Source organism: Streptomyces sp. NPDC000134, from assembly GCF_042899225.1.
Taxonomy (GTDB): Bacteria; Actinomycetota; Actinomycetes; order Streptomycetales; family Streptomycetaceae; genus Streptomyces.
Window position 1 is genome coordinate 210,868 of sequence record NZ_JBIAZN010000012.1, and the last position, 19,430, is coordinate 230,297.

Below are 19,430 nucleotides of genomic sequence, written 5' to 3' on the forward strand. Positions count from 1 at the left end.
CGTTGGTAAGCCTTGATCAGCGTTGCTCAGCGTTTCCCGGGCGGTCCCCACGATGGGGGCGGGATTGCCCTCCAGTCTACCGGTAGCACTGACACTGATGGGGGTTTGCCGGTACCTGAGTCCGCATGTGCCGCCCTGAACCGTGCTCGGCCGACTCCCGATATGCGGATGGGGGCCCCAGGGGGCTCACGGAGGCACTCAGCGCTTCGGGCCGTCAACCCTTGGCTACCGAGGAGGCAGACCCCGATTCGCAACCGTGTGCGGTGGTACGGCAAGAAGGCCGCCGGCGGGACGAAATGGCGGTTGACGCGCGTAGATGTGATGTCTGTCACCCCCCGGGGAAAAGGCGCCCGGAGGGGGTCCGGATCACCCGTAGGTGTCGCCGGGACCCGTGCTGCCGGGGGCGCGCAGGGGGCCGTAGCGCCGGGGGGAGCCGCCGGGGCCGTGCACCTTGATCAGGCGGACCGAGCCGTGCCCGAGGTCCTCGTTGATCCGGGCGACCAGGGTCGGCGCGAGCAGCCGCAGGTTCGTCGCCCAGGCCGTGGAGTCGCAGCGCACGGAGAGCACCCGCTCCTCCTCGTCGTACCGCTCCGGTACGCAGTGCTTGGCCACGTCCTCGCCGACGATCAGCGGCCAGCGGCCCATCACGCCGCCCACCGCGGCCGGGGTCTCCCAGCCACGCTCGGTGATCAGTCGGTTGATCGCCGAGCCGAGCGCCATGGGGTCGCGCCCGTCGGCGTGCGCGCCGGAGCGCAGGCCCCCGCGCCGTGCCTGCTTCTTCTGCTGCGCGGCCTCGCCGCGCGCGCGTGCCGCTTCCTTCGCCGCCCGCAGCGCCACGCGTGCGAGGTCGACGCCGGAGGGCTCGGGTGCCTTCCCGGGCGACTTTCCCGGTGCTTTCCCGGAGGGCTTCTCGGGGGACGTCCCAGGGGATGCGGGGGGCGTCCCGGGGGGCTCGTCGCCGCTCATACGCGCTCCACCGTGCCCCCGGTCACCGCGTACCGCGCTCCCGCCAGGACGTGCGGTACGTCGTCGTCGACGGCGGCGGTCACCAGGACCTGCTCGCCGGGCGCGACCAGCTCGGCCAGGCGCTCGCGGCGCCGCGTGTCCAGTTCGGCGAAGACGTCGTCCAGGACGAGCACCGGTTCGTTGCCCTCCGCCCGGAGCAGGTCGTACGAGGCGAGGCGCAGCGCCAGCGCGTAGGACCAGGACTCGCCGTGGGAGGCGTATCCCTTGGCGGGCAGCTCACCGAGTTTGAGCAGCAGATCGTCCCGGTGCGGGCCGACCAGGGTGACGCCCCGCTCGATCTCCTGCTTGCGGGCCTCGGCGAGCGCGGCCATGAGCTGCTCGAACAGTTCCTCGCGCGCCTGCGCCTCGCCGGGCGCCGACGGTTTGTACTCCAGCGCGACCGGGCCGCCGCCGGGGGCGAGCTGGTCGTACGCCTTGTCGGCCAGTGGCTGAAGGGCGGCGATCAGGTCCAGTCGCTGGGCGAGCAGTTCGGCGCCCGCGCGGGCGAGGTGCTGGTCCCAGACGTCCAGGGTGGACAGGTCCAGGGTGCGGCCGCCGTGCCGGCGGGCCAGCGCGGCGGACTTCAGCAGGGTGTTGCGCTGCTTGAGGACACGGTCGTAGTCGGAGCGCACCCCGGCCATGCGCGGCGAACGGGCGGTGATCAGCTCGTCCAGGAACCGGCGCCGCTCCCCGGGGTCGCCCTTGACCAGGGCGAGGTCCTCGGGCGCGAACAGGACGGTCCGGACGATGCCGACCACGTCGCGGGGTCTGACCTGCGAGGACCGGTTGATACGGGCGCGGTTGGCGCGGCCCGGGTTCAGCTCCAGCTCGATCAACTGCTGGCGTTCGCCCTGCTTGACCTGGGCGCGGATCACCGCGCGGTCGGCGCCCATGCGGACCAGGGGGGCGTCGGAGGAGACGCGGTGGCTGCCGAGGGTGGCGAGGTAGCCGACGGCCTCGACGAGGTTGGTCTTGCCCTGGCCGTTGGGGCCGACGAAGGCGGTGACGCCCGGGTCCAGCGGGACCTCGACCCGGGCGTAGGAGCGGAAGTCGGCCAGCGACAGATGCGTGACGTGCATGGTCGTTCGCCGACCTCCCTCGGACCTTCTGGTTACTTCTTCTCGACCGCGTGGCCGCCGAACTGGTTGCGCAGCGCCGCGATCATCTTCATCTGCGGCGAGTCCTCCTGGCGGGAGGCGAACCGCGCGAACAGCGAGGCGGTGATCGCCGGCAGCGGCACCGCGTTGTCTATCGCGGCCTCCACCGTCCAGCGTCCCTCGCCGGAGTCCTGCGCGTAACCCCGGAGCTGGTCCAGGTGCTCGTCCTCGTCCAGGGCGTTGACCGCGAGGTCGAGCAGCCAGGAGCGGATGACGGTGCCCTCCTGCCAGGAGCGGAAGACCTCCCGGACGTCGGTCACGGAGTCGACCTTCTCCAGCAGCTCCCAGCCCTCGGCGTAGGCCTGCATCATGGCGTACTCGATGCCGTTGTGGACCATCTTCGCGAAGTGGCCGGCGCCGACCTTGCCGGCGTGCACCGAGCCGAAGTCGCCCTCGGGCTTGAGCGCGTCGAAGATCGGCTGCACCTTCTCGACGTACTCGGCGTCGCCGCCGTACATCAGCGCGTAGCCGTTCTCCAGGCCCCAGACGCCGCCGGAGACGCCGCAGTCCACGAAGCCGATGCCCTTGGCGGCCAGTTGCTCGGCGTGCTTCTCGTCGTCCGTCCAGCGGGAGTTCCCGCCGTCCACGACGACGTCGCCGGGCTGGAGCAGCTCGGCGAGCTGGTCGATGGTCGACTGGGTGGCGGCACCCGCCGGGACCATCACCCAGACCACGCGCGGGCCGCTGAGCTTGCCCACCAGCTCTTCCAGGCTGTGGACATCGGCGAGGTCCGGGTTGCGGTCGTATCCGACGACGGTGTGGCCCGCGCGGCGAATTCGCTCGCGCATGTTGCCGCCCATCTTGCCGAGGCCGACGAGACCGAGCTCCATCAGTTGCGTTCCTTAGGGTCGCTGTGGCGTGAGAGGCACTTTCGCACCGATGTCCGAGCCTAGACCCGTACCGTCACGCACAGTTGTGGGCATACGCGCTCATTCGTACGCCCACCTCGCCCACAGGCTGTGGATACGCAGGCCCCGAGGGCGCTCAGCCGCTCAGCCGCACCGGCATGATCAGGTACTTGTACGCCTCGTCCGCCTCCGCGTCCAGCGCCGGCTTGCCGCTGAGCAGCGCCGGCTTGGTGGACGTCGTGAAGGAGAGCTGGGCCACCGGGGAGTCGATGGCGCTCAGGCCGTCCAGCAGGAAGGTCGGGTTGAAGGCGATCGAGATGTCGTCGCCCTCCAACTGGGCGTCGACCCTTTCCACAGCCTGCGCGTCGTCGCTGGAGCCGGCCTCCAGGATGAGCACGCCCTGCTCGAAGCTGAGCCGCACCGGCGTGTTCCGCTCGGCGACCAGGGCGACGCGCTTGACGGCCTCCACGAAGGGGGCGGTCTCGATCACGGCGACGCTGTTGAACTCCGTCGGGAACAGCGTGCGGTACTTCGGGAGGTCGCCCTCCAGCAGCCGGGTGGTGGTCCGCCGGCCCGCGCCCTCGAAACCGATCAGGCCCTCGCCCGCGCCCGAGCCGGACAGCGCCAGGATCACCTGGTCACCGCTGGTCAGCGCCTTGGCGGTGTCCAGGAGCGTCTTGGCGGGCACCAGGGCGACCGCGGAGGCCTCCGGGTTCTCCGGCTTCCACAGGAACTCGCGGACCGCGAAGCGGTAGCGGTCGGTGGAGGCCAGCGTCACCGTGTCGCCCTCGATCTCGATGCGCACACCGGTGAGGACGGGCAGCGTGTCGTCGCGGCCCGCGGCGATGGCGACCTGCTGGACGGCCGAGGCGAAGACCTCGCCGGGGACCGTGCCCGTGGCGTTCGGCATCTGCGGCAGGGCCGGGTACTCCTCCACCGGCAGGGTGTGGAGGGTGAAGCGGGAGGAGCCGCAGACCACCGTCGCCCGTACACCGTCTGTGGAAATCTCCACCGGCCGGTTGGGCAGGGCGCGGGAGATGTCGGCGAGCAGGCGGCCGGAGACCAGGACCGTGCCCTCCTCCTCGACCTCCGCGTCGACCGAGACCCGCGCGGAGACCTCGTAGTCGAAGCTGGACAGGCTGAGCTGCCCCTCCTCGGCCTTCAGCAGCAGGCCCGCGAGGACCGGCGCCGGCGGACGGGCCGGGAGGCTGCGTGCCGCCCAGGCCACTGCCTCCGCGAGTACGTCGCGTTCCACCCGGATCTTCACCGTTGCCGCCTCCTGCTGTTGCCGGCGCTTCTCGCCCTGCTTCGCCTTCGTCGTCTGACCCGGTGTCGTCGGCCCTCGGAGGGGCAGGACACCGGGGACCAGTCTGACGCACCCCACTGACAGTAGGTGCCCTTCGGGGTCAAGTCGTGCCGAGGGGCGGTCGGGCACCGAGGGGCGAGTTGTGCACAGGCCCCGCTTCGATGCGAGTTCCGGGCTCTTACTGGTCGTCGGTAGTAGTAGGGCCTGTGGATACCGTGGATAACCGCGTTTGCCCAGCTCAGACCGGAAATTTTGTCCACGGGGCCTGTGGGCGGAGCCGGTGGACAACCCGGGCCCGCTGTGGAGAACGGAAAGTTCTGCACACTCCGTGCACAGGGAGAGGCGACTTCTCCCCAACGCCGTCCCCAGGTTTACCCGCCTTTCCCACAGCCCAATCCGCCACCTCGATGTGACGCCTTTCACTCGACGCGGTGAGGAGGCGCGTCGGGTTGCCGAACAGTGGACAGCCTTGTGGAGAAGCCGCCGAACACTGGGGACAACCACCCCCGGCCTGTGGGTTGCCCGTGGACAACTTCGTGCACAGCTTGTGGACGATCCGTCTGTCCACACCCTGTGGAGATCCTTCGTCCACGAATCCACAGGCGACTGACCTGGACTGATGGCTTTTCACCAGGTCTGCCTGTGGACAGGATCGGGACAACTTCCGGGTCCCCAAGGTGTGGACGGAAGAAAGTCACCGAATCTGTGGACGGCGACCGTAACCTGGCGCGAAATCGAACACCGGGTGACCCGGGAACGACGAAGGGCGCCGCCCGGATCTCCTCCGGACGGCGCCCCGGACGCCGTACAGCGGCCCGCGAACCGCTCCGAACCGCCCCGTACGCCGCTGGCGGCAGCCGTTCTGTCAGCCGTTCTTGATGCGGTTGGTCAGCTCGGTGACCTGGTTGTAGATGGAGCGCCGCTCCGCCATCAGATTGCGGATCTTGCGGTCGGCGTGCATCACCGTGGTGTGGTCCCGGCCGCCGAACAGCGCGCCGATCTTCGGCAGCGAGAGGTCGGTCAGCTCGCGGCAGAGGTACATCGCGATCTGCCGGGCGGTCACCAACTGGCGGCCGCGCGAGCTGCCGCACAGGTCCTCGACCGTGAGGCCGAAGTAGTCGGCGGTCGCGCTCATGATGGCCGTCGAGGTGATCTCCGGCGTGGAGTCCTCGCCGCCCGGGATGAGGTCCTTCAGGACGATCTCGGTGAGGCCCAGGTCCACCGGCTGCCGGTTGAGCGACGCGAACGCCGTCACCCGGATCAGCGCGCCCTCCAGCTCGCGGATGTTCCGCGAGATCCGGGAGGCGATGAACTCCAGCACCTCCGGCGGTGCGTTGAGCTGCTCCTGCACCGCCTTCTTGCGCAGGATCGCGATCCGCGTCTCCAGCTCGGGCGGCTGGACGTCGGTGATCAGTCCCCACTCGAAGCGGTTGCGCAGCCGGTCCTCCAGCGTCACCAACTGCTTGGGCGGCCGGTCGCTGGAGAGCACGATCTGCTTGTTGGCGTTGTGCAGCGTGTTGAAGGTGTGGAAGAACTCCTCCTGCGTCGACTCCTTGTCCGCCAGGAACTGGATGTCGTCGACGAGCAGGATGTCCATCTCCCGGTACCGCTTGCGGAAGCTGTCGCCCTTGCCGTCCCGGATGGAGTTGATGAACTCGTTGGTGAACTCCTCCGAGCTGACGTACCGCACGCGCGTTCCGGGGTACAGGCTCCGCGCGTAGTGCCCGATGGCGTGCAGCAGGTGCGTCTTGCCGAGTCCGGACTCCCCGTAGATGAACAGGGGGTTGTACGCCTTCGCCGGCGCCTCGGCGACGGCCACCGCCGCCGCGTGCGCGAACCGGTTGGAGGCGCCGATCACGAAGGTGTCGAAGAGGTACTTCGGGTTCAGCCGCGCGGTCGGCTCCCCGGGCCCGGTGGCCGGCGCGGGCTGCGCGGCCAGCGGGCCGGGAGCGCCGGTGGCCGGTCCCGGACCGACGGGCCCGCCGCGGTGCACGTGCCCGGAGCCGGCCGGCGGATCGGGCAGCTCCCGCCGCCCGCGCTGCTCGTAGTCACCGCGCGACTGCTCGTAGTCGGAGCGCCGCGCCTCGTATCCGGACCGGTCGGACTCGTACGGCGACCGATCCGAGTCGTACGACGGCCGGTCGTTGTCGTACGACGGCCGGTCCTTGTCGTACGGGGAGCGGTCGGACTCGTACGGCGGGCGCTCCGGCGACTGCGGGCGGTAGTCCTGTTGCGGATAGCCGCCGTCCTGCGGGTACGCGTCCTGGCCGTACGAGTCCTGCTGCGGCGAGGCGTACGGGTCCCGCTCGGGGAAGCCGAGGCGCTGCTGCTGCCAGCCGTACTCGTCCTGCTGCCCGGGGCGCGGCCAGGAGCCGGGCTCGGGGCGCTGGTACTCCGACGGATAGGCGGGGCGGGCGGTGGGGAGCGGGTCCGCGCGGTGGCGGCCGTAGCCCTCGTACTCGTCGCGGCCCTGCTGCCCGCCGGCCGGAAGCTCGGGTTCCTCGTACCGCGACTGGGGGCGCGGACCGGGCGCCGGCGGGCCCTGGGGCTCGCCCGCGGAGTCGTCGACGGTGATGGCGATCCGGATCGGCCGCCCGCACTCGCGGCTCAGCGTCTCGCTGACGATGGGCGCGAGACGGCCCTCCAGTACGCCTTTCGCAAATTCGTTCGGTACGGCGAGCAGAGCGGTGTCGGCGACCAGCGCGAGCGGCTGGCAGCGCCGGATCCAGCGTTCGTCCTTGGACTCGACGCCCTGGCCGCGGCCCTCTCCGAGGAGCTTCTCCACCACGCGTGGCCACACTGCGGCAAGATCGGCAGGTACGTCAGCCACAGGGCACGCTCTCTCACGGGGTCCCCCGAAGGTGTGATCCGGGGACGGGTCGGGATGAAAATCGGGTCGGGCGGGGATAAGGGAACGAATCGGAGTCCAGTCACGGTAGTCAGCGTGGCCCGTGCGGTTCAAGTTGTTGTCCCCAGCCTGTGGACAAGTGTCTCCCGGCAGGCGCTGGTTTGACCGAATGGCGCAGTCCCGCGTACCGTAACCAGGTCGAGTTGTCGATGGCTGCTGCCGCCTGCCTCCGATGGGCACAGATCGCTTCAGGTGATCGGAAAGCGGTGCACACGGGCGTGACGCGAGCTACTCGTGGGCGCACGGTGACAGCCAGGACGGCACCCCGCCACCACCGATTCTTTCTGGAGCCCCCGAGTGAGCAAGCGCACCTTCCAGCCGAACAACCGTCGTCGCGCGAAGACCCACGGCTTCCGGCTGCGTATGCGCACCCGTGCCGGCCGCGCGATCCTCGCGTCCCGCCGCAGCAAGGGTCGCGCCCGCCTGTCCGCCTGATTCCGATCAGGTCATGACGTCGTGCTGCCCACCGAGAACCGGCTGAGGCGGCGCGAGGATTTCGCGACCGCGGTTCGACGGGGTCGCCGGGCCGGCCGCCCGTTCCTCGTCGTCCACTTTCGTAGCGGTGCCACGGACCCGCACGCGCCTGGGGAGAGCGCTCCCCCGACGCGTGCGGGTTTCGTCGTGAGCAAGACCGTGGGCGGAGCGGTCGTCCGCAACAAGGTGAAGCGCAGACTTCGCCACCTGATGCGCGACCGAGTGGGCCTGTTTCCCCCCGGTAGCCTGGTAGTCGTACGAGCGCTGCCCGGAGCGGGTGACGCCGACCATGCACAACTGGCCCAAGACCTGGACGCCGCCCTACAGCGGCTGCTGGGAGGGGGCGCGCGATGAAGTACCCGCTGCTGGCTCTGATCAAGCTGTACCAGTGGACGATCAGTCCTCTGCTGGGGCCGGTCTGCAAGTACTACCCGTCGTGTTCCCACTACGGCTACACGGCCATCGACCGGCACGGTGCCGTGAAGGGAACCGTGCTCACCGCCTGGCGCATCCTGCGGTGCAACCCGTGGTCGCTGGGCGGGGTGGACCATGTTCCGCCGCGCAAGCGTCCGCGGTGGCACGAAATGCTGCGTGACGCCTGGCGCGCACGCAAGGGCGGGCCCTCCGCCGCCGAACCGGCCACCGGGGGACCGACTGCGCCGACGAGTCGGTCCGGTTCCCCGAGCCCGGCCGCAGAGACCCAGTCCCATGCCCAAGGAGCATGATTAGTGGACACGATTGCCAGCCTCTTCAGCTTCATCACGACACCTGTCTCCTGGGTCATCGTCCAGTTCCACAGCGTGTACGGCGCCATCTTCGGCCCTGACACCGGATGGGCCTGGGGCCTGTCCATCGTGTCTCTCGTGGTGCTGATCCGGATCTGCCTGATCCCGCTCTTCGTGAAGCAGATCAAGTCGACCCGGGCCATGCAGACGCTGCAGCCCGAGATGAAGAAGATCCAGGAGCGCTACAAGAACGACAAGCAGCGCCAGTCCGAAGAGATGATGAAGCTGTACAAGGAGACGGGTACCAACCCGCTCTCCTCGTGCCTTCCCATCCTGGCGCAGTCCCCGTTCTTCTTCGCCCTGTACCACGTGCTCAACGGCATCGCGACCGGTGACACCATCGGCGTGATCAACGAGCGGCTGCTGGAGAGCGCCCAGAAGGCCCACATCTTCGGTGCGCCGCTCGCGGCGAAGTTCACCGACGGCGCGTCGAAGGTGGACGCCCTCGGGTCCTCCCTCACGGACGTCCGGGTCGTCACCGCGATCATGATCGTGCTGATGTCGGCGTCGCAGTTCTTCACCCAGCGCCAGTTGATGACGAAGAACGTCGACACCACGGTGAAGACGCCGTTCATGCAGCAGCAGAAGATGCTGATGTACGTCTTCCCGGTCATGTTCGCCGTCTTCGGCATCAACTTCCCGGTCGGTGTCCTCGTCTACTGGCTGACCACCAACGTGTGGACCATGGGCCAGCAGATGTACGTCATCCGCAACAACCCGACGCCGGGTTCCAAGGCCCAGTCGGCCTACCTGGAGCGCCTGCACAAGCACGTCACGCAGCACGGCAAGATCCGCCGCCGCAGCGAGCGCGCCATCGTCAAGGCCATCGTCGCCAAGGGCCGCGACCGCAACGAGTTCGAGCGCAAGTTCATCAACGGTCTGTCCAAGGCCGGCCTGGCCGCCCAGCCCGACGGCAACGTGGTCAAGAGCGAGACCGCGATCGTCGCCGAGACCGAGGACGGTACGCCGATCCCGGCCGCGCCCAAGCGCCAGCAGCCCAAGCGGCAGCCCAAGGCCAAGCGCCAGGCAGGTCCGCCCAAGGCGGCCGGTGAGAGCGGGGCGTCCGCCGCGGGTCCGTCCGCGACCGGTGAGCCGACGTCCCTGCGCAAGGCCGACCAGCCCGAGGACGCCAAGCCCGCCGCGCCCAAGAAGGCCGGTCAGAAGCCCGCCTCCGGTACCCGCAGCAAGGCCCAGTCCGGGCAGCGCAAGGGTCCCCAGCGGCCCAAGTCCCCGTCGAAGAAGTAAGAAGGAGTCCATCCCGTGACGGAAGGCACCATCTCCGCCGCTGCCGAGGGTGCAGACACCCTGACCCGCCTGGAGCAGGAGGGTGAGATCGCGGCGGACTACCTGGAGGGTCTGCTCGACATCGCCGACCTCGACGGTGACATCGACATGGACGTCGAGGCCGACCGCGCCTCCGTCTCGATCGTCAGCGACACGGACAGCCGCGACCTGCAGAAGCTGGTCGGCCGGGACGGTGAGGTGCTGGAGGCGCTCCAGGAGCTCACCCGCCTGGCCGTGCACCGGGAGACCGGTGACCGCAGCCGTCTGATGCTCGACATCGCCGGCTACCGCGCCCGCAAGCGCACCGAGCTGTCCGAGCTGGGCGCCAAGGCCGCCGCCGAGGTCAGGACCAGCGGCGAGCCCGTGCGCCTGAAGCCCATGACGCCGTTCGAGCGCAAGGTCGTGCACGACGCGGTCAAGGCCGCCGGCCTGCGCAGCGAGTCCGAAGGCGAGGAGCCGGGGCGCTTCGTCGTCGTACTGCCCGCCTGATCGGACCCCGCGTCCCCCGGCCCCGTCTGTTGCGCAGGCGGGGCCGAACTTTGTCAGCCTGATAGTTCTGGTGGTTCTGGTGTCGGCGCCCGAGGCGCCGGCGCGGTACGGAAGGACGGTCCCCGTGACGGAGGCAGCGGAGCTTCCCCCTGCGCCCGAGCAGGCACGCGAGGTGTTCGGCGATCGCTTTGCGGATGCGGTCCGCTACGCGGAGCTGCTGGCCGAGGCCGGTGTGCAGCGCGGGCTGATCGGCCCGCGTGAAGTGCCTCGCCTGTGGGAGCGGCACCTGCTGAACTGCGCGGTGCTGTCGGAGGTCGTGCCCTCGGGGGTGACGGTCTGCGACGTCGGCTCGGGGGCCGGCCTGCCCGGCATCCCGCTGGCGCTGGTGCGGGAGGACATCAAGATCACCCTCCTGGAGCCGCTTCTTCGGCGCACCACCTTCCTCACCGAAGTCGTGGAGCTGCTGGGGCTGGACCATGTGACCGTGGTCCGGGGCCGGGCCGAGGAGGTCATGGGCAAGCTGCCCCCGGTGCATGTGGTGACCGCCCGTGCCGTGGCTCCGCTGGACCGGCTGGCCACCTGGGGCATCCCGCTGCTGCGGCCGTACGGGGAGATGCTCGCGCTCAAGGGCGACACCGCCGAGGAGGAGCTGAAGAGCGCGTCGACGGCACTGAGCAAGCTGGGTGCCGTGGAGACGTCGATCCTGCATGTCGGCGAGGGCATCGTGGACCCGAGGTCCACGGTCGTCCGCGTGGAGGTGGGGGAGAGTCCGGGCGGTGTGCGCTTCGCGGCCAAGCGGGCGAAGGCGGCCCGTACGGGGCGGGCACGTCGCCGCCGCGGCTAGTTACTCCACACCAGCCTCCCCGCCCAGGGGCGCCGGAGTGTCGCGGCAGTTCGGCCTCGGCGGCTGTGCATCGTGTTTCACGTGAAACGTCGCTCACTGCTGCACGGCATCATCAGTCGCGGCCGCGCTGCGGCCGAACCTCACGACCGCAAGCCCCTCGGATACCTGGGAGACGATGCTTCCGCCGAGGGCACTCCCCTCGCTGAGGGCGGTTCGGTCCCCGCAAGGGGTACGGAGTTGTCCACAGAGGTGGATTTCTCCACAGAACCCCTGACCTCACTGGTTCGTGACCCCGAAGGCATGGGAGGCTCTGTTCATCGCGAGCCTGAAGTCGAGGAGAGTGAATCCTTGCGGTCCGACGCCAACATCGCGGGACCGATGACCGATCCGGTCCCCGGTCCCCGTACCGAGTCGATGGGGGCGGATGTTTCACGTGAAACACCGCCTCCGATGGACGACACTCCGATCGGTCGTGCGGCCCAACTGGCGGTGGAGGCGCTGGGCCGAGCCGGCGAGGGCCTGCCACGTCCTGAGCAGACCCGTGTCATCGTGGTCGCCAACCAGAAGGGCGGAGTCGGCAAGACGACGACGACCGTCAATCTGGCCGCCTCGCTGGCCCTGCACGGCGGTCGCGTCCTGGTGGTCGACCTCGACCCCCAGGGCAATGCCTCGACCGCCCTGGGCATCGACCACCACGCCGATGTCCCATCCATCTATGACGTCCTGGTCGAGAGCAAGCCTCTCTCGGACGTCGTCCAGCCCGTCCCTGACGTCGAGGGCCTCTTCTGCGCCCCCGCCACGATCGATCTCGCCGGCGCGGAGATCGAGCTGGTCTCCCTGGTGGCCCGCGAAAGCCGGCTCGAACGGGCGATCCAGGCGTATGAGCAGCCGCTGGACTACATCCTCATCGACTGCCCGCCGTCCCTGGGCCTGCTGACGGTGAACGCGCTCGTCGCGGGTCAAGAGGTGCTCATCCCCATTCAGTGTGAGTACTACGCGCTGGAGGGACTGGGCCAGTTGCTGCGCAACGTCGACCTGGTGCGGGGGCACCTCAACCCCACACTCCATGTGTCGACCATCCTGCTCACCATGTACGACGGCCGGACGCGACTCGCCTCCCAGGTCGCCGACGAGGTGCGCAACCACTTCGGCGACGAGGTGCTGCGGACGAGCATTCCCCGCTCCGTCCGTATCTCCGAGGCGCCGAGCTACGGGCAGACGGTACTGACCTACGATCCAGGATCAAGCGGTGCCCTCTCCTATCTTGAGGCGGCCCGAGAGATCGCGCTGAGGGGCGTGGGAGTCAGCTATGACCCGACACACGCCCACACCGGCGCCCAGAACGACCCGAGTATGGCGGAGGGGATGCAGTGAACGAGCGACGGAGGGGGTTGGGTCGCGGACTGGCTGCACTGATCCCCCCTGCCTCAACGGAGAAGTCGGTGGCCTCGGCCGCCCTGGGAGCCGCGCCGTCCGCGTCCCCCACGGCCGTACCCGGGCTGACGACCGATCGGGGGGTGGCGGCGGCGAAGGTGGCAAGTCTGCCGCCTGTTTCACGTGAAACAGAGGAACGGGCCCCGACTCCGGCGGAGCCGCCCATGGCTCCCATGGGTGCGCACTTCGCCGAGATTCCGCTGGACTCCATCACGCCCAACCCGCGTCAGCCGCGTGAGATCTTCGACGAGGACGCGCTCGCGGAGCTGATCACCTCCATCAAGGAGGTCGGTCTCCTTCAGCCGGTCGTCGTCCGGCAGACGGGCCCGGAGAGCTATGAGCTCATCATGGGCGAGCGGCGCTGGCGGGCCTGCCGCGAGGCCGGCCTGGAGGCGATCCCGGCGATCGTGCGGGCGACCGAGGACGACAAGCTCCTCCTGGACGCCCTCCTGGAGAACCTGCACCGCGCCCAATTGAACCCGCTGGAAGAGGCCGCCGCCTACGACCAGTTGCTGAAGGACTTCAACTGCACGCACGACCAGTTGGCGGACCGGATCGGCCGGTCCCGGCCCCAGGTCTCCAACACCCTGCGTCTGCTGAAGCTCTCCGCGTCGGTGCAGAAGCGGGTCGCGGCCGGAGTGCTCTCCGCGGGCCACGCGCGGGCGCTGCTCTCGGTGGAGGACTCCGAGGAGCAGGACCGGCTGGCTCACCGGATCGTGGCCGAGGGGCTCTCGGTGCGGGCCGTCGAAGAGATCGTGACGCTGATGGGGTCCCGGCCGGAGAAGGCCCTGCGCCCCAAGGGGCCGCGAGCCGGTGCTCGGGTCTCCCCGGCGCTCTCCGACCTCGCGACCAGGCTCTCGGACCGCTTCGAGACCCGGGTGAAGGTCGACCTGGGGCAGAAGAAGGGCAAGATCACCGTCGAGTTCGCCTCGATGGAGGACCTTGAGCGGATTCTCGGCACGCTCGCTCCCGGCGAGGGGCCCGTGCTGCAGACGAGCCTTCTGGAGGGGGAGCCGGAGGACTCCGACTCCTGAGCCACGGACCGGCTGAAGGCACCTCGGGTGCCGCGCCGGTCGATGGAGCGGGCCATGTCCGGTGTGTACCGGAACGTGGCTCGCTCTTTGCTTTCAGTCGGTATCAGGGCAATCGTATGGTGGATACGATGCGATCAGGTATGACGTGCGGTCGCCGGGTTCATCGGCAGGCTGCTCAGGGAACGGAGTGCACTGACAGCCGCTCGTGACGCTGCGGGCGAAGGAAGCGAGGAACAGCCTTCATGGGGCGTCGGCTCGTACCGCTCACGCTGGACAACCTTGAGGACCTCCCCCAGCGCTGTCGCTCATGTGTCTTCTGGGAGCTGGACCCCGTCAGCGGCGAAGCCGCGATAAAGGCGGGCACCCCCGCTCTGGAGAAGGAAGCCTGGATCTCCGCCGTCCTCCTCGACTGGGGCTCCTGCGGCCGGGTCGTCTACGTCGACGACGTCCCGGTCGGCTTCGTCCTCTACGCCCCTCCCGCTTATGTGCCACGGTCCACGGCGTTTCCCACGAGTCCTGTCTCGCCGGACGCGGTGCAGTTGATGACCGCGTTCATCGTGCCGGGATACCAGGGCCAGGGACTGGGCCGGGTGATGGTGCAGACGGTCGCCAAGGATCTTCTGCGCCGGGGCTTCAAAGCGATCGAGGCATTCGGCGACGCCCGCTGGAAGGAGCCCGCCTGCATGCTGCCGGCGGACCATCTGCTGGCCGTCGGCTTCAAGACGGTGCGTCCGCACCCCAGTCATCCTCGGCTGCGGCTGGAGCTGCGGTCCACGCTGTCCTGGAAGGAAGACGTGGAGATGGCGCTCGACCGGCTGCTGGGGGCCGTGCAGAAGGAACCGGCGCTCAGGCCGCTGTGAGGGCCAACATCCTCAGGCCGTCGTGAGACGACCGGCCTCGCGGGCGCGGCAAAGCGAATGGGCCAACCCTTTCGGGTCGGCCCATTCGTGTTTCACGTGAAACATCACTCGGCGATGAAGTCCCCGAGGTCGCGGACGATCGCGGCCTTCGGCTTGGCGCCGACGATGGTCTTGGCGACCTCGCCACCCTTGTAGACGTTCAGGGTCGGGATGGACATGACGCCGTACTTCGCGGCCGTTCCCGGGTTCTCGTCGATGTTGAGCTTGACGATCTCGATCTTGTCGCCGTACTCGGCAGCGATCGCCTCGAGGGACGGCGCGATCTGGCGGCACGGACCGCACCAGGCGGCCCAGAAGTCCACCAGTACGGGCTTGTCGCTCTTGAGGACCTCTTCCTCGAAGGAGGCGTCAGTCACTTGCTTCAGGGTGCCGGCCACGGCGGGCTCCTTAACTGGTTGGTGCGTGAGAGGGGAAGGGAGGTCAGACTGCGGTCTTCTCGGGCTCGGCCTTGTCCTCGTCGGACAGCGAGGCGAGGAAGCGCTCGGCGTCGAGAGCGGCGGAGCAGCCGGTGCCGGCCGCGGTGATCGCCTGGCGGTAGGTGTGGTCGACCACGTCACCGGCGGCGAAGACGCCCTGCACATTGGTCCGGGTCGAGGGCGCGTCGACCTTCAGGTAACCCTCGGCGTCCAGGTCGAGCTGTCCCTTGAACAGCTCGGTGCGCGGGTCGTGGCCGATCGCGATGAACAGGCCGGTGACGGGCAGGTCCGACAGCTCGCCGGTCTTGAGGTTGCGCAGCTTCAGGCCCGAGAGCTTGGGGTCGCCATGGATCTCGGCGACCTCGCTGTCCCAGACGAAGCTGATCTTCGGGTCGGCGAAGGCACGCTCCTGCATCGCCTTGGAGGCCCGGAGGGTGTCCCTGCGGTGGACGATCGTCACGGACTTGGCGAAGCGGGAGAGGAAGGTCGCCTCCTCCATGGCGGTGTCACCGCCACCGATCACGGCGATGTCCTGGTCCTTGAAGAAGAAGCCGTCGCAGGTGGCACACCAGGAGACGCCGCGGCCGGAGAGGGCGTCCTCGTTCGGCAGACCGAGCTTGCGGTGCTGCGAGCCGGTGGTGACGATGACGGCCTTGGCACGGTGGACCGTACCGGCGGTGTCCGTGACGGTCTTGATCTCACCCGTCAGATCGACGGAGACGACGTCGTCCGGGACCAGCTCGGCACCGAAGCGCTCGGCCTGGGCGCGCATGTTGTCCATGAGCTCGGGACCCATGATGCCGTCCTGGAAGCCGGGGAAGTTCTCCACCTCGGTGGTGTTCATCAGCGCACCGCCGGCGGTGACGGCGCCCTCGAAGACCAGCGGCTTCAGCGACGCCCGCGCGGTGTAGAGCGCCGCCGTGTAACCGGCGGGCCCGGAGCCGATGATGATCACGTTTCGGACGTCGCTCACGGCTTGATTCCTCGTCTCTGGACTGCGTCTTGCAGGACCGGGGCGAGCGCTTCTCAGTGCTCTCGACCCACTCAACGGATACTAAGGGGCATGCATTCCCGTTGTGTCCGCGCACACGTCCGACGGTGAGGCGTCCGGCGGTCAGAACCGTGGGTAGGAGTGCTTCAGCAGCACTTCGGCCTTGTCGGACGAGGGCTGCCCGACACAGGTCGACTCCACGATGTAGACGGTGACCCGGCTGTCGTCGGAGGCTTCGGGCAGCACCACGAGCATGGCCTTGCTTCCCTGGAAGACGCCCTCCTCCACGGCGAGCGCCATTTCGTCGCGCCCGATGCCCTGCTGGACACACTCGGGGACCGCGGTCTGTGTGAAGAGACCAGTACCGTTCTCGGCACCGCCCTCGGACTGCGTGCCGAAGGTGTGCGGCGTACGCCCGCCGTGCACGGGCTGCTCGTCGCTCAGCAGATCGGCGACCTGTCGCTCCAGCCTGCCCTCGGAGAAGGTGTCGGCGAGGGTGGTCCGCTGGGCGGGCTCGGGTGAACCGCTGTCATGGACGGAGGCCACGATCACCGAGCCCAGTCCCAGGGCGGCCGCCGCGAACACGGCTCCCAGCGTGGCGATCCTCCGGCGTCCGGCCCGTGTGCGGTTCTTGCGCCCGGGTCCGGTGGTGGAGGCGCGCGGTCGCCCCGCCGGGGCCGATGTTTCACGTGAAACATGCGCCCGGCCGTCTCCGTCCGGCTCGGCGCCGGGCGCGCCGAGCGCCGTCGCGTCCGTCGGCTGAGGGGCCGTGGCGTTCAGCAGTGCCTCGGCGGCGAGGGCGGCGTCGATCCGGCCTGCCACGTCCTCCGGCATCCGCTGCGGCCCCGGGAGGGTACCGAGCAGTCCCCGGATCTCCCGCAGGGAGGCGTGCACGTCCGCGCACAGCTCACAGGCGTCCAGGTGACGTCGTACGGCGGCGGTCCGGGACGGGGGCAGCAGGCCCTCGGTGAGGTCGGAGATCTCCGCGACGTCCGGGTGTCCGGCCATGTCTGTCGTCGACGACGTCATGTTCGTCCACCTCCGCCCTTCACTGCTGGGGAATCGCTCGGTCCCGCGTCGGGTGGGTCCGCCTGTCGTGGTGTCGCTGCGGGTGGGACGGGTGTCCCCTGCGTCCGGTTCCGTTCCGCGCCCGGTGCCGTGCCGTCCCCGCCGCCGACCGGGCGGAGGTGGGTGAGCAGCGGGAGCAGTCTGGCTCTGCCGCGGGCGCAGCGGCTCTTGACCGTGCCGATCGGCACGTCGAGGATGCGGGCGGCCTCGGCGACCGGGTAGCCCTGCATGTCGACCAGGACGAGGGCCGCCCGCTGATCGGGCGGGAGGGTGGCGAGGGCCGCCACGAGCTGGCGTTGCAGGTCGTTGCGCTCGGCCGGTGCGGAGGCCGCTTCGTGCGGCTCCAGCAACTGGTCCAGCCGCTCGGTGTCGTCCACGGGCGCGGTCCTGCGGGAGGCGGCCTTGCGGACGCGGTCCAGGCAGGCGTTCACCGTGATCCGGTGCAGCCAGGTCGTGACGGCGGACCGGCCGCGGAAGGTGTGGGCGGCACGGTAGGCGGAGACCAGCGCGTCCTGCACGGCGTCGGCGGCCTCCTCCCGGTCCCCCAGCGTCCGCAGGGCCACGGCCCAGAGTCGGTCGCGGTGGCGGCGTACCAGTTCACCGAAGGCGTCGGGGTCGCCTCGCAGATGGCGGGCGAGCAGGTCGTGATCGCTCGGGCCGTCCTCCCCGGAGCCGTCCGCCATCTCGCCCCCTCCCTCGCGGCCGATGCCTTAGCTGGTCACCTTGATGTCCGCCAGCCTGCCGCGCCACTGGCCGTTCGCCTGCATGGGCAGATCGGTGAGCCACACGAGAAGGTAACGGCTCTTGAGCGTCTTGTCGGGCTTGAGCACCACGGTGGTACCGGAGCCCTCGGCGACCTTGCTGTAGGAGTCCAGGGACGTCGGCTCCGAGGCGGCGTCCGCGCTCGCGCTGCGCAGTTCGACCGTGGTGTCCCCGACGAAGGTGACGGTCACCTTGCCGACCCGCTGGGCCTTGCCCAGGTCGAGGATGACGCCGACGCCCGACTTCAGACGGCCGAAGTCGGAGCTGAGGTAGTAGTCCGTCTGCCAGTACGTGGCCGTGCTGTCGTCGTAGACGTTCCCTATCTCGGACGGCTTCTCGGACTGGTCGCCGAGGGGATCGAAGTCGCGCGCCTCGCTGATCGCGATCGGCTTGCCGGACACCGGCTTCTTCGGGCTCTTGTCGTCGCTGTCCGTCGTCTGCGTGCGGTTCTGGTCGCCGGCCTTGCCGCCCCGGTCCATGAGGGCGTCCGCCAACTGCCAACTGCCCAGACCGAGCGCGGCGATGAGCAGCGCCGAGACGCCCCACTTCAGGGCCTTGCCGGTACGGCTCTGCAGCGGGGGCGGCGGAGCCGGCACCGCCTGGGTGACGCCGGGATGCGGCGCCGGACGGCCGTAGGTGCCCTGCTGGTAGGTCGTGCGCTGGTACTCGGGCGGGGTGGTGAACGCCGGCTCCGGCGGGCGGATGCGGGGCATCTCGCCGATCGCCTTCACCAGTTCCTCCGGCGTGGTGCACGGGGACTCGTGGCGGGAGGCGGTGGCGCCGTCGTTGGCGAGCGCGCGCATCGCCAGCTCGGACAGGCCCCGGTGGACACCGGCCCGCACCTGGTCGGGCGGGATCAGGCCGAGGTCCTTGGGCAGCCCGGACAGACCGTGCGCGTCGTTCTCGTACGGCCAGCGCTGGGTGAGCGTGGCGTACAGCAGGGCGCCGATGGCCTCGGTGTCGGTGCGCTGCGGGGTGTCGGAGCTGATGCCGCGCAGCGCGGCGTTCACGGCGAGGCCGCGGATGCGCCACTGGCCGGTCGAGGTGCGCAGTACGGCGTTGGGGTTGAGGCGGAGGTGGGCGAGGCCCTCGCGGTGGGCGGCGGCCATGGCGGACGCGACCTGACTGACCATCTGGTAGGCGTCGTACACCTCCAGCGGGCCGGCGGCGAGCAGGGCGGTCAGCTCGGTGGCATCGGGAAGCCATTCATGGACCACGTAGACGAGGTCGTCGTCCTCGACGGCGTCCAGCACCTGGACGAAACGGGGGTCGCCCAGCAGGGCGGAGGAGCGGGCGGCGGCCAGTACGGAACGGGCCCGGGTGTGCTGCGAGGGGAGGACGTGGACGCCGACGGCGCGGCGGAGCTTCTCGTCGACCGCCCGCCAACTGCTGAATCCGTCCAGACGGGTGACGCACTCCTCGAGCCGGTAGCGTCCGGCGAGCTTGTGGCCGCTGTGCAGTTCGGGAGGCGGGGTCTTCCCGGACACCTCTGTTCCGGCGCTTTCCTGTGCCTCGTCGCTGTCCGTGTCCCGCTCCCGGTTGTTGGCCACCCCGTCGGCCGTGGCCTGGTCCGCCTCGGCGGCCAGCGACTTCCTGCCGCTGGTGGCTGCCACGTCGACGGCAGCCGTGCTCCGTTCCGCCACCGTCGTTCCTGCCTCCCCATTCGTTGCGCGCCGGTCGGCACCCGATGCGCGCCGTCCGACGC

At 69.7% G+C, this 19,430-nt stretch carries 19 protein-coding genes; 9 read left to right on the forward strand and 10 right to left on the reverse strand.

Annotated features, from left to right (window positions below):
* Positions 1-366 precede the first annotated feature (366 nt).
* The 5 genes from ACFY32_RS20060 to dnaA form a co-directional block, all read right to left on the reverse strand.
* Positions 367-966: a DUF721 domain-containing protein gene (locus ACFY32_RS20060; RefSeq protein WP_390674866.1), complete on the reverse strand. Its 600-nt coding sequence runs from the start codon at positions 964-966 to the stop codon at positions 367-369.
* A complete protein-coding gene (gene recF, locus ACFY32_RS20065; RefSeq protein ID WP_359190376.1) occupies positions 963-2,084 on the reverse strand; it encodes a DNA replication/repair protein RecF in 1,122 nt (373 codons plus the stop codon). Before recF ends, ACFY32_RS20060 begins: the two co-directional genes overlap by 4 nt.
* Positions 2,085-2,116: 32 nt before the next feature.
* Positions 2,117-2,992 (reverse strand): phosphogluconate dehydrogenase (NAD(+)-dependent, decarboxylating), encoded by an 876-nt coding sequence (gnd, locus tag ACFY32_RS20070; RefSeq protein WP_359190379.1) that lies wholly within the window; start codon positions 2,990-2,992, stop codon positions 2,117-2,119.
* 154 nt (positions 2,993-3,146) lie between these two features.
* On the reverse strand, positions 3,147-4,277 hold the full coding sequence (dnaN, locus tag ACFY32_RS20075) for a DNA polymerase III subunit beta (RefSeq protein WP_359190382.1): 1,131 nt from the start codon (positions 4,275-4,277) through the stop codon (positions 3,147-3,149).
* A gap of 904 nt (positions 4,278-5,181) precedes the next feature.
* Complete coding sequence (gene dnaA / locus ACFY32_RS20080; RefSeq protein ID WP_390674867.1) at positions 5,182-7,404, reverse strand: chromosomal replication initiator protein DnaA; 2,223 nt, start codon at positions 7,402-7,404, stop codon at positions 5,182-5,184.
* A gap of 117 nt (positions 7,405-7,521) precedes the next feature.
* Between dnaA and rpmH the strand changes: the two genes are divergently transcribed.
* The 9 genes from rpmH to ACFY32_RS20125 all read left to right on the forward strand — a co-directional run bounded on the left by rpmH (position 7,522) and on the right by ACFY32_RS20125 (position 14,428).
* Entirely contained in the window at positions 7,522-7,659 is a 138-nt protein-coding gene (gene rpmH / locus ACFY32_RS20085; RefSeq protein ID WP_003956500.1) for a 50S ribosomal protein L34, read from the forward strand.
* 21 nt (positions 7,660-7,680) lie between these two features.
* Positions 7,681-8,052 carry a ribonuclease P protein component gene (rnpA, locus tag ACFY32_RS20090; protein ID WP_390674868.1) on the forward strand — a complete coding sequence of 124 codons (372 nt, stop codon included), beginning with the start codon at positions 7,681-7,683 and terminating at the stop codon, positions 8,050-8,052.
* Positions 8,049-8,423, forward strand: a complete 375-nt coding sequence (yidD, locus tag ACFY32_RS20095) for a membrane protein insertion efficiency factor YidD (RefSeq protein WP_390674869.1) — start codon at positions 8,049-8,051, stop codon at positions 8,421-8,423. The genes rnpA and yidD overlap by 4 nt, the downstream gene beginning before the upstream one ends.
* A gap of 3 nt (positions 8,424-8,426) precedes the next feature.
* Positions 8,427-9,728 carry a membrane protein insertase YidC gene (gene yidC / locus ACFY32_RS20100; RefSeq protein ID WP_359190394.1) on the forward strand — a complete coding sequence of 434 codons (1,302 nt, stop codon included), beginning with the start codon at positions 8,427-8,429 and terminating at the stop codon, positions 9,726-9,728.
* 15 nt (positions 9,729-9,743) lie between these two features.
* A complete protein-coding gene (locus ACFY32_RS20105) occupies positions 9,744-10,256 on the forward strand; it encodes a R3H domain-containing nucleic acid-binding protein (RefSeq protein WP_359190397.1) in 513 nt (170 codons plus the stop codon).
* A 124-nt stretch (positions 10,257-10,380) separates the two neighbouring features.
* Complete coding sequence (rsmG, locus tag ACFY32_RS20110; protein WP_390674870.1) at positions 10,381-11,100, forward strand: 16S rRNA (guanine(527)-N(7))-methyltransferase RsmG; 720 nt, start codon at positions 10,381-10,383, stop codon at positions 11,098-11,100.
* A gap of 300 nt (positions 11,101-11,400) precedes the next feature.
* A complete protein-coding gene (locus ACFY32_RS20115; protein ID WP_359190902.1) occupies positions 11,401-12,474 on the forward strand; it encodes a ParA family protein in 1,074 nt (357 codons plus the stop codon).
* The gene (locus ACFY32_RS20120) at positions 12,471-13,568 is read left to right on the forward strand and encodes a ParB/RepB/Spo0J family partition protein (RefSeq protein WP_359190403.1); all 1,098 of its coding nucleotides are present in this window, start codon (positions 12,471-12,473) and stop codon (positions 13,566-13,568) included. The genes ACFY32_RS20115 and ACFY32_RS20120 overlap by 4 nt, the downstream gene beginning before the upstream one ends.
* 242 nt (positions 13,569-13,810) lie before the next feature.
* The gene (locus tag ACFY32_RS20125; protein WP_359190406.1) at positions 13,811-14,428 is read left to right on the forward strand and encodes a GNAT family N-acetyltransferase; all 618 of its coding nucleotides are present in this window, start codon (positions 13,811-13,813) and stop codon (positions 14,426-14,428) included.
* Positions 14,429-14,532: 104 nt separating this feature from the next.
* Here ACFY32_RS20125 and trxA read toward each other — a convergent pair whose 3' ends face one another.
* The 5 genes from trxA to ACFY32_RS20150 form a co-directional block, all read right to left on the reverse strand.
* Positions 14,533-14,865: a thioredoxin gene (gene trxA, locus ACFY32_RS20130; protein WP_359190409.1), complete on the reverse strand. Its 333-nt coding sequence runs from the start codon at positions 14,863-14,865 to the stop codon at positions 14,533-14,535.
* Between the two features lie 43 nt (positions 14,866-14,908).
* Positions 14,909-15,877 carry a thioredoxin-disulfide reductase gene (gene trxB / locus ACFY32_RS20135; RefSeq protein WP_390674871.1) on the reverse strand — a complete coding sequence of 323 codons (969 nt, stop codon included), beginning with the start codon at positions 15,875-15,877 and terminating at the stop codon, positions 14,909-14,911.
* 141 nt (positions 15,878-16,018) lie between these two features.
* On the reverse strand, positions 16,019-16,924 hold the full coding sequence (locus ACFY32_RS20140) for an anti-sigma factor family protein (protein WP_390674872.1): 906 nt from the start codon (positions 16,922-16,924) through the stop codon (positions 16,019-16,021).
* Positions 16,921-17,646 carry an RNA polymerase sigma factor SigM gene (gene sigM, locus ACFY32_RS20145; RefSeq protein ID WP_359190417.1) on the reverse strand — a complete coding sequence of 242 codons (726 nt, stop codon included), beginning with the start codon at positions 17,644-17,646 and terminating at the stop codon, positions 16,921-16,923. The genes ACFY32_RS20140 and sigM overlap by 4 nt, the downstream gene beginning before the upstream one ends.
* A 27-nt stretch (positions 17,647-17,673) precedes the next feature.
* Positions 17,674-19,368 carry a serine/threonine protein kinase gene (locus tag ACFY32_RS20150; protein WP_390674873.1) on the reverse strand — a complete coding sequence of 565 codons (1,695 nt, stop codon included), beginning with the start codon at positions 19,366-19,368 and terminating at the stop codon, positions 17,674-17,676.
* Positions 19,369-19,430: the final 62 nt, after the last annotated feature.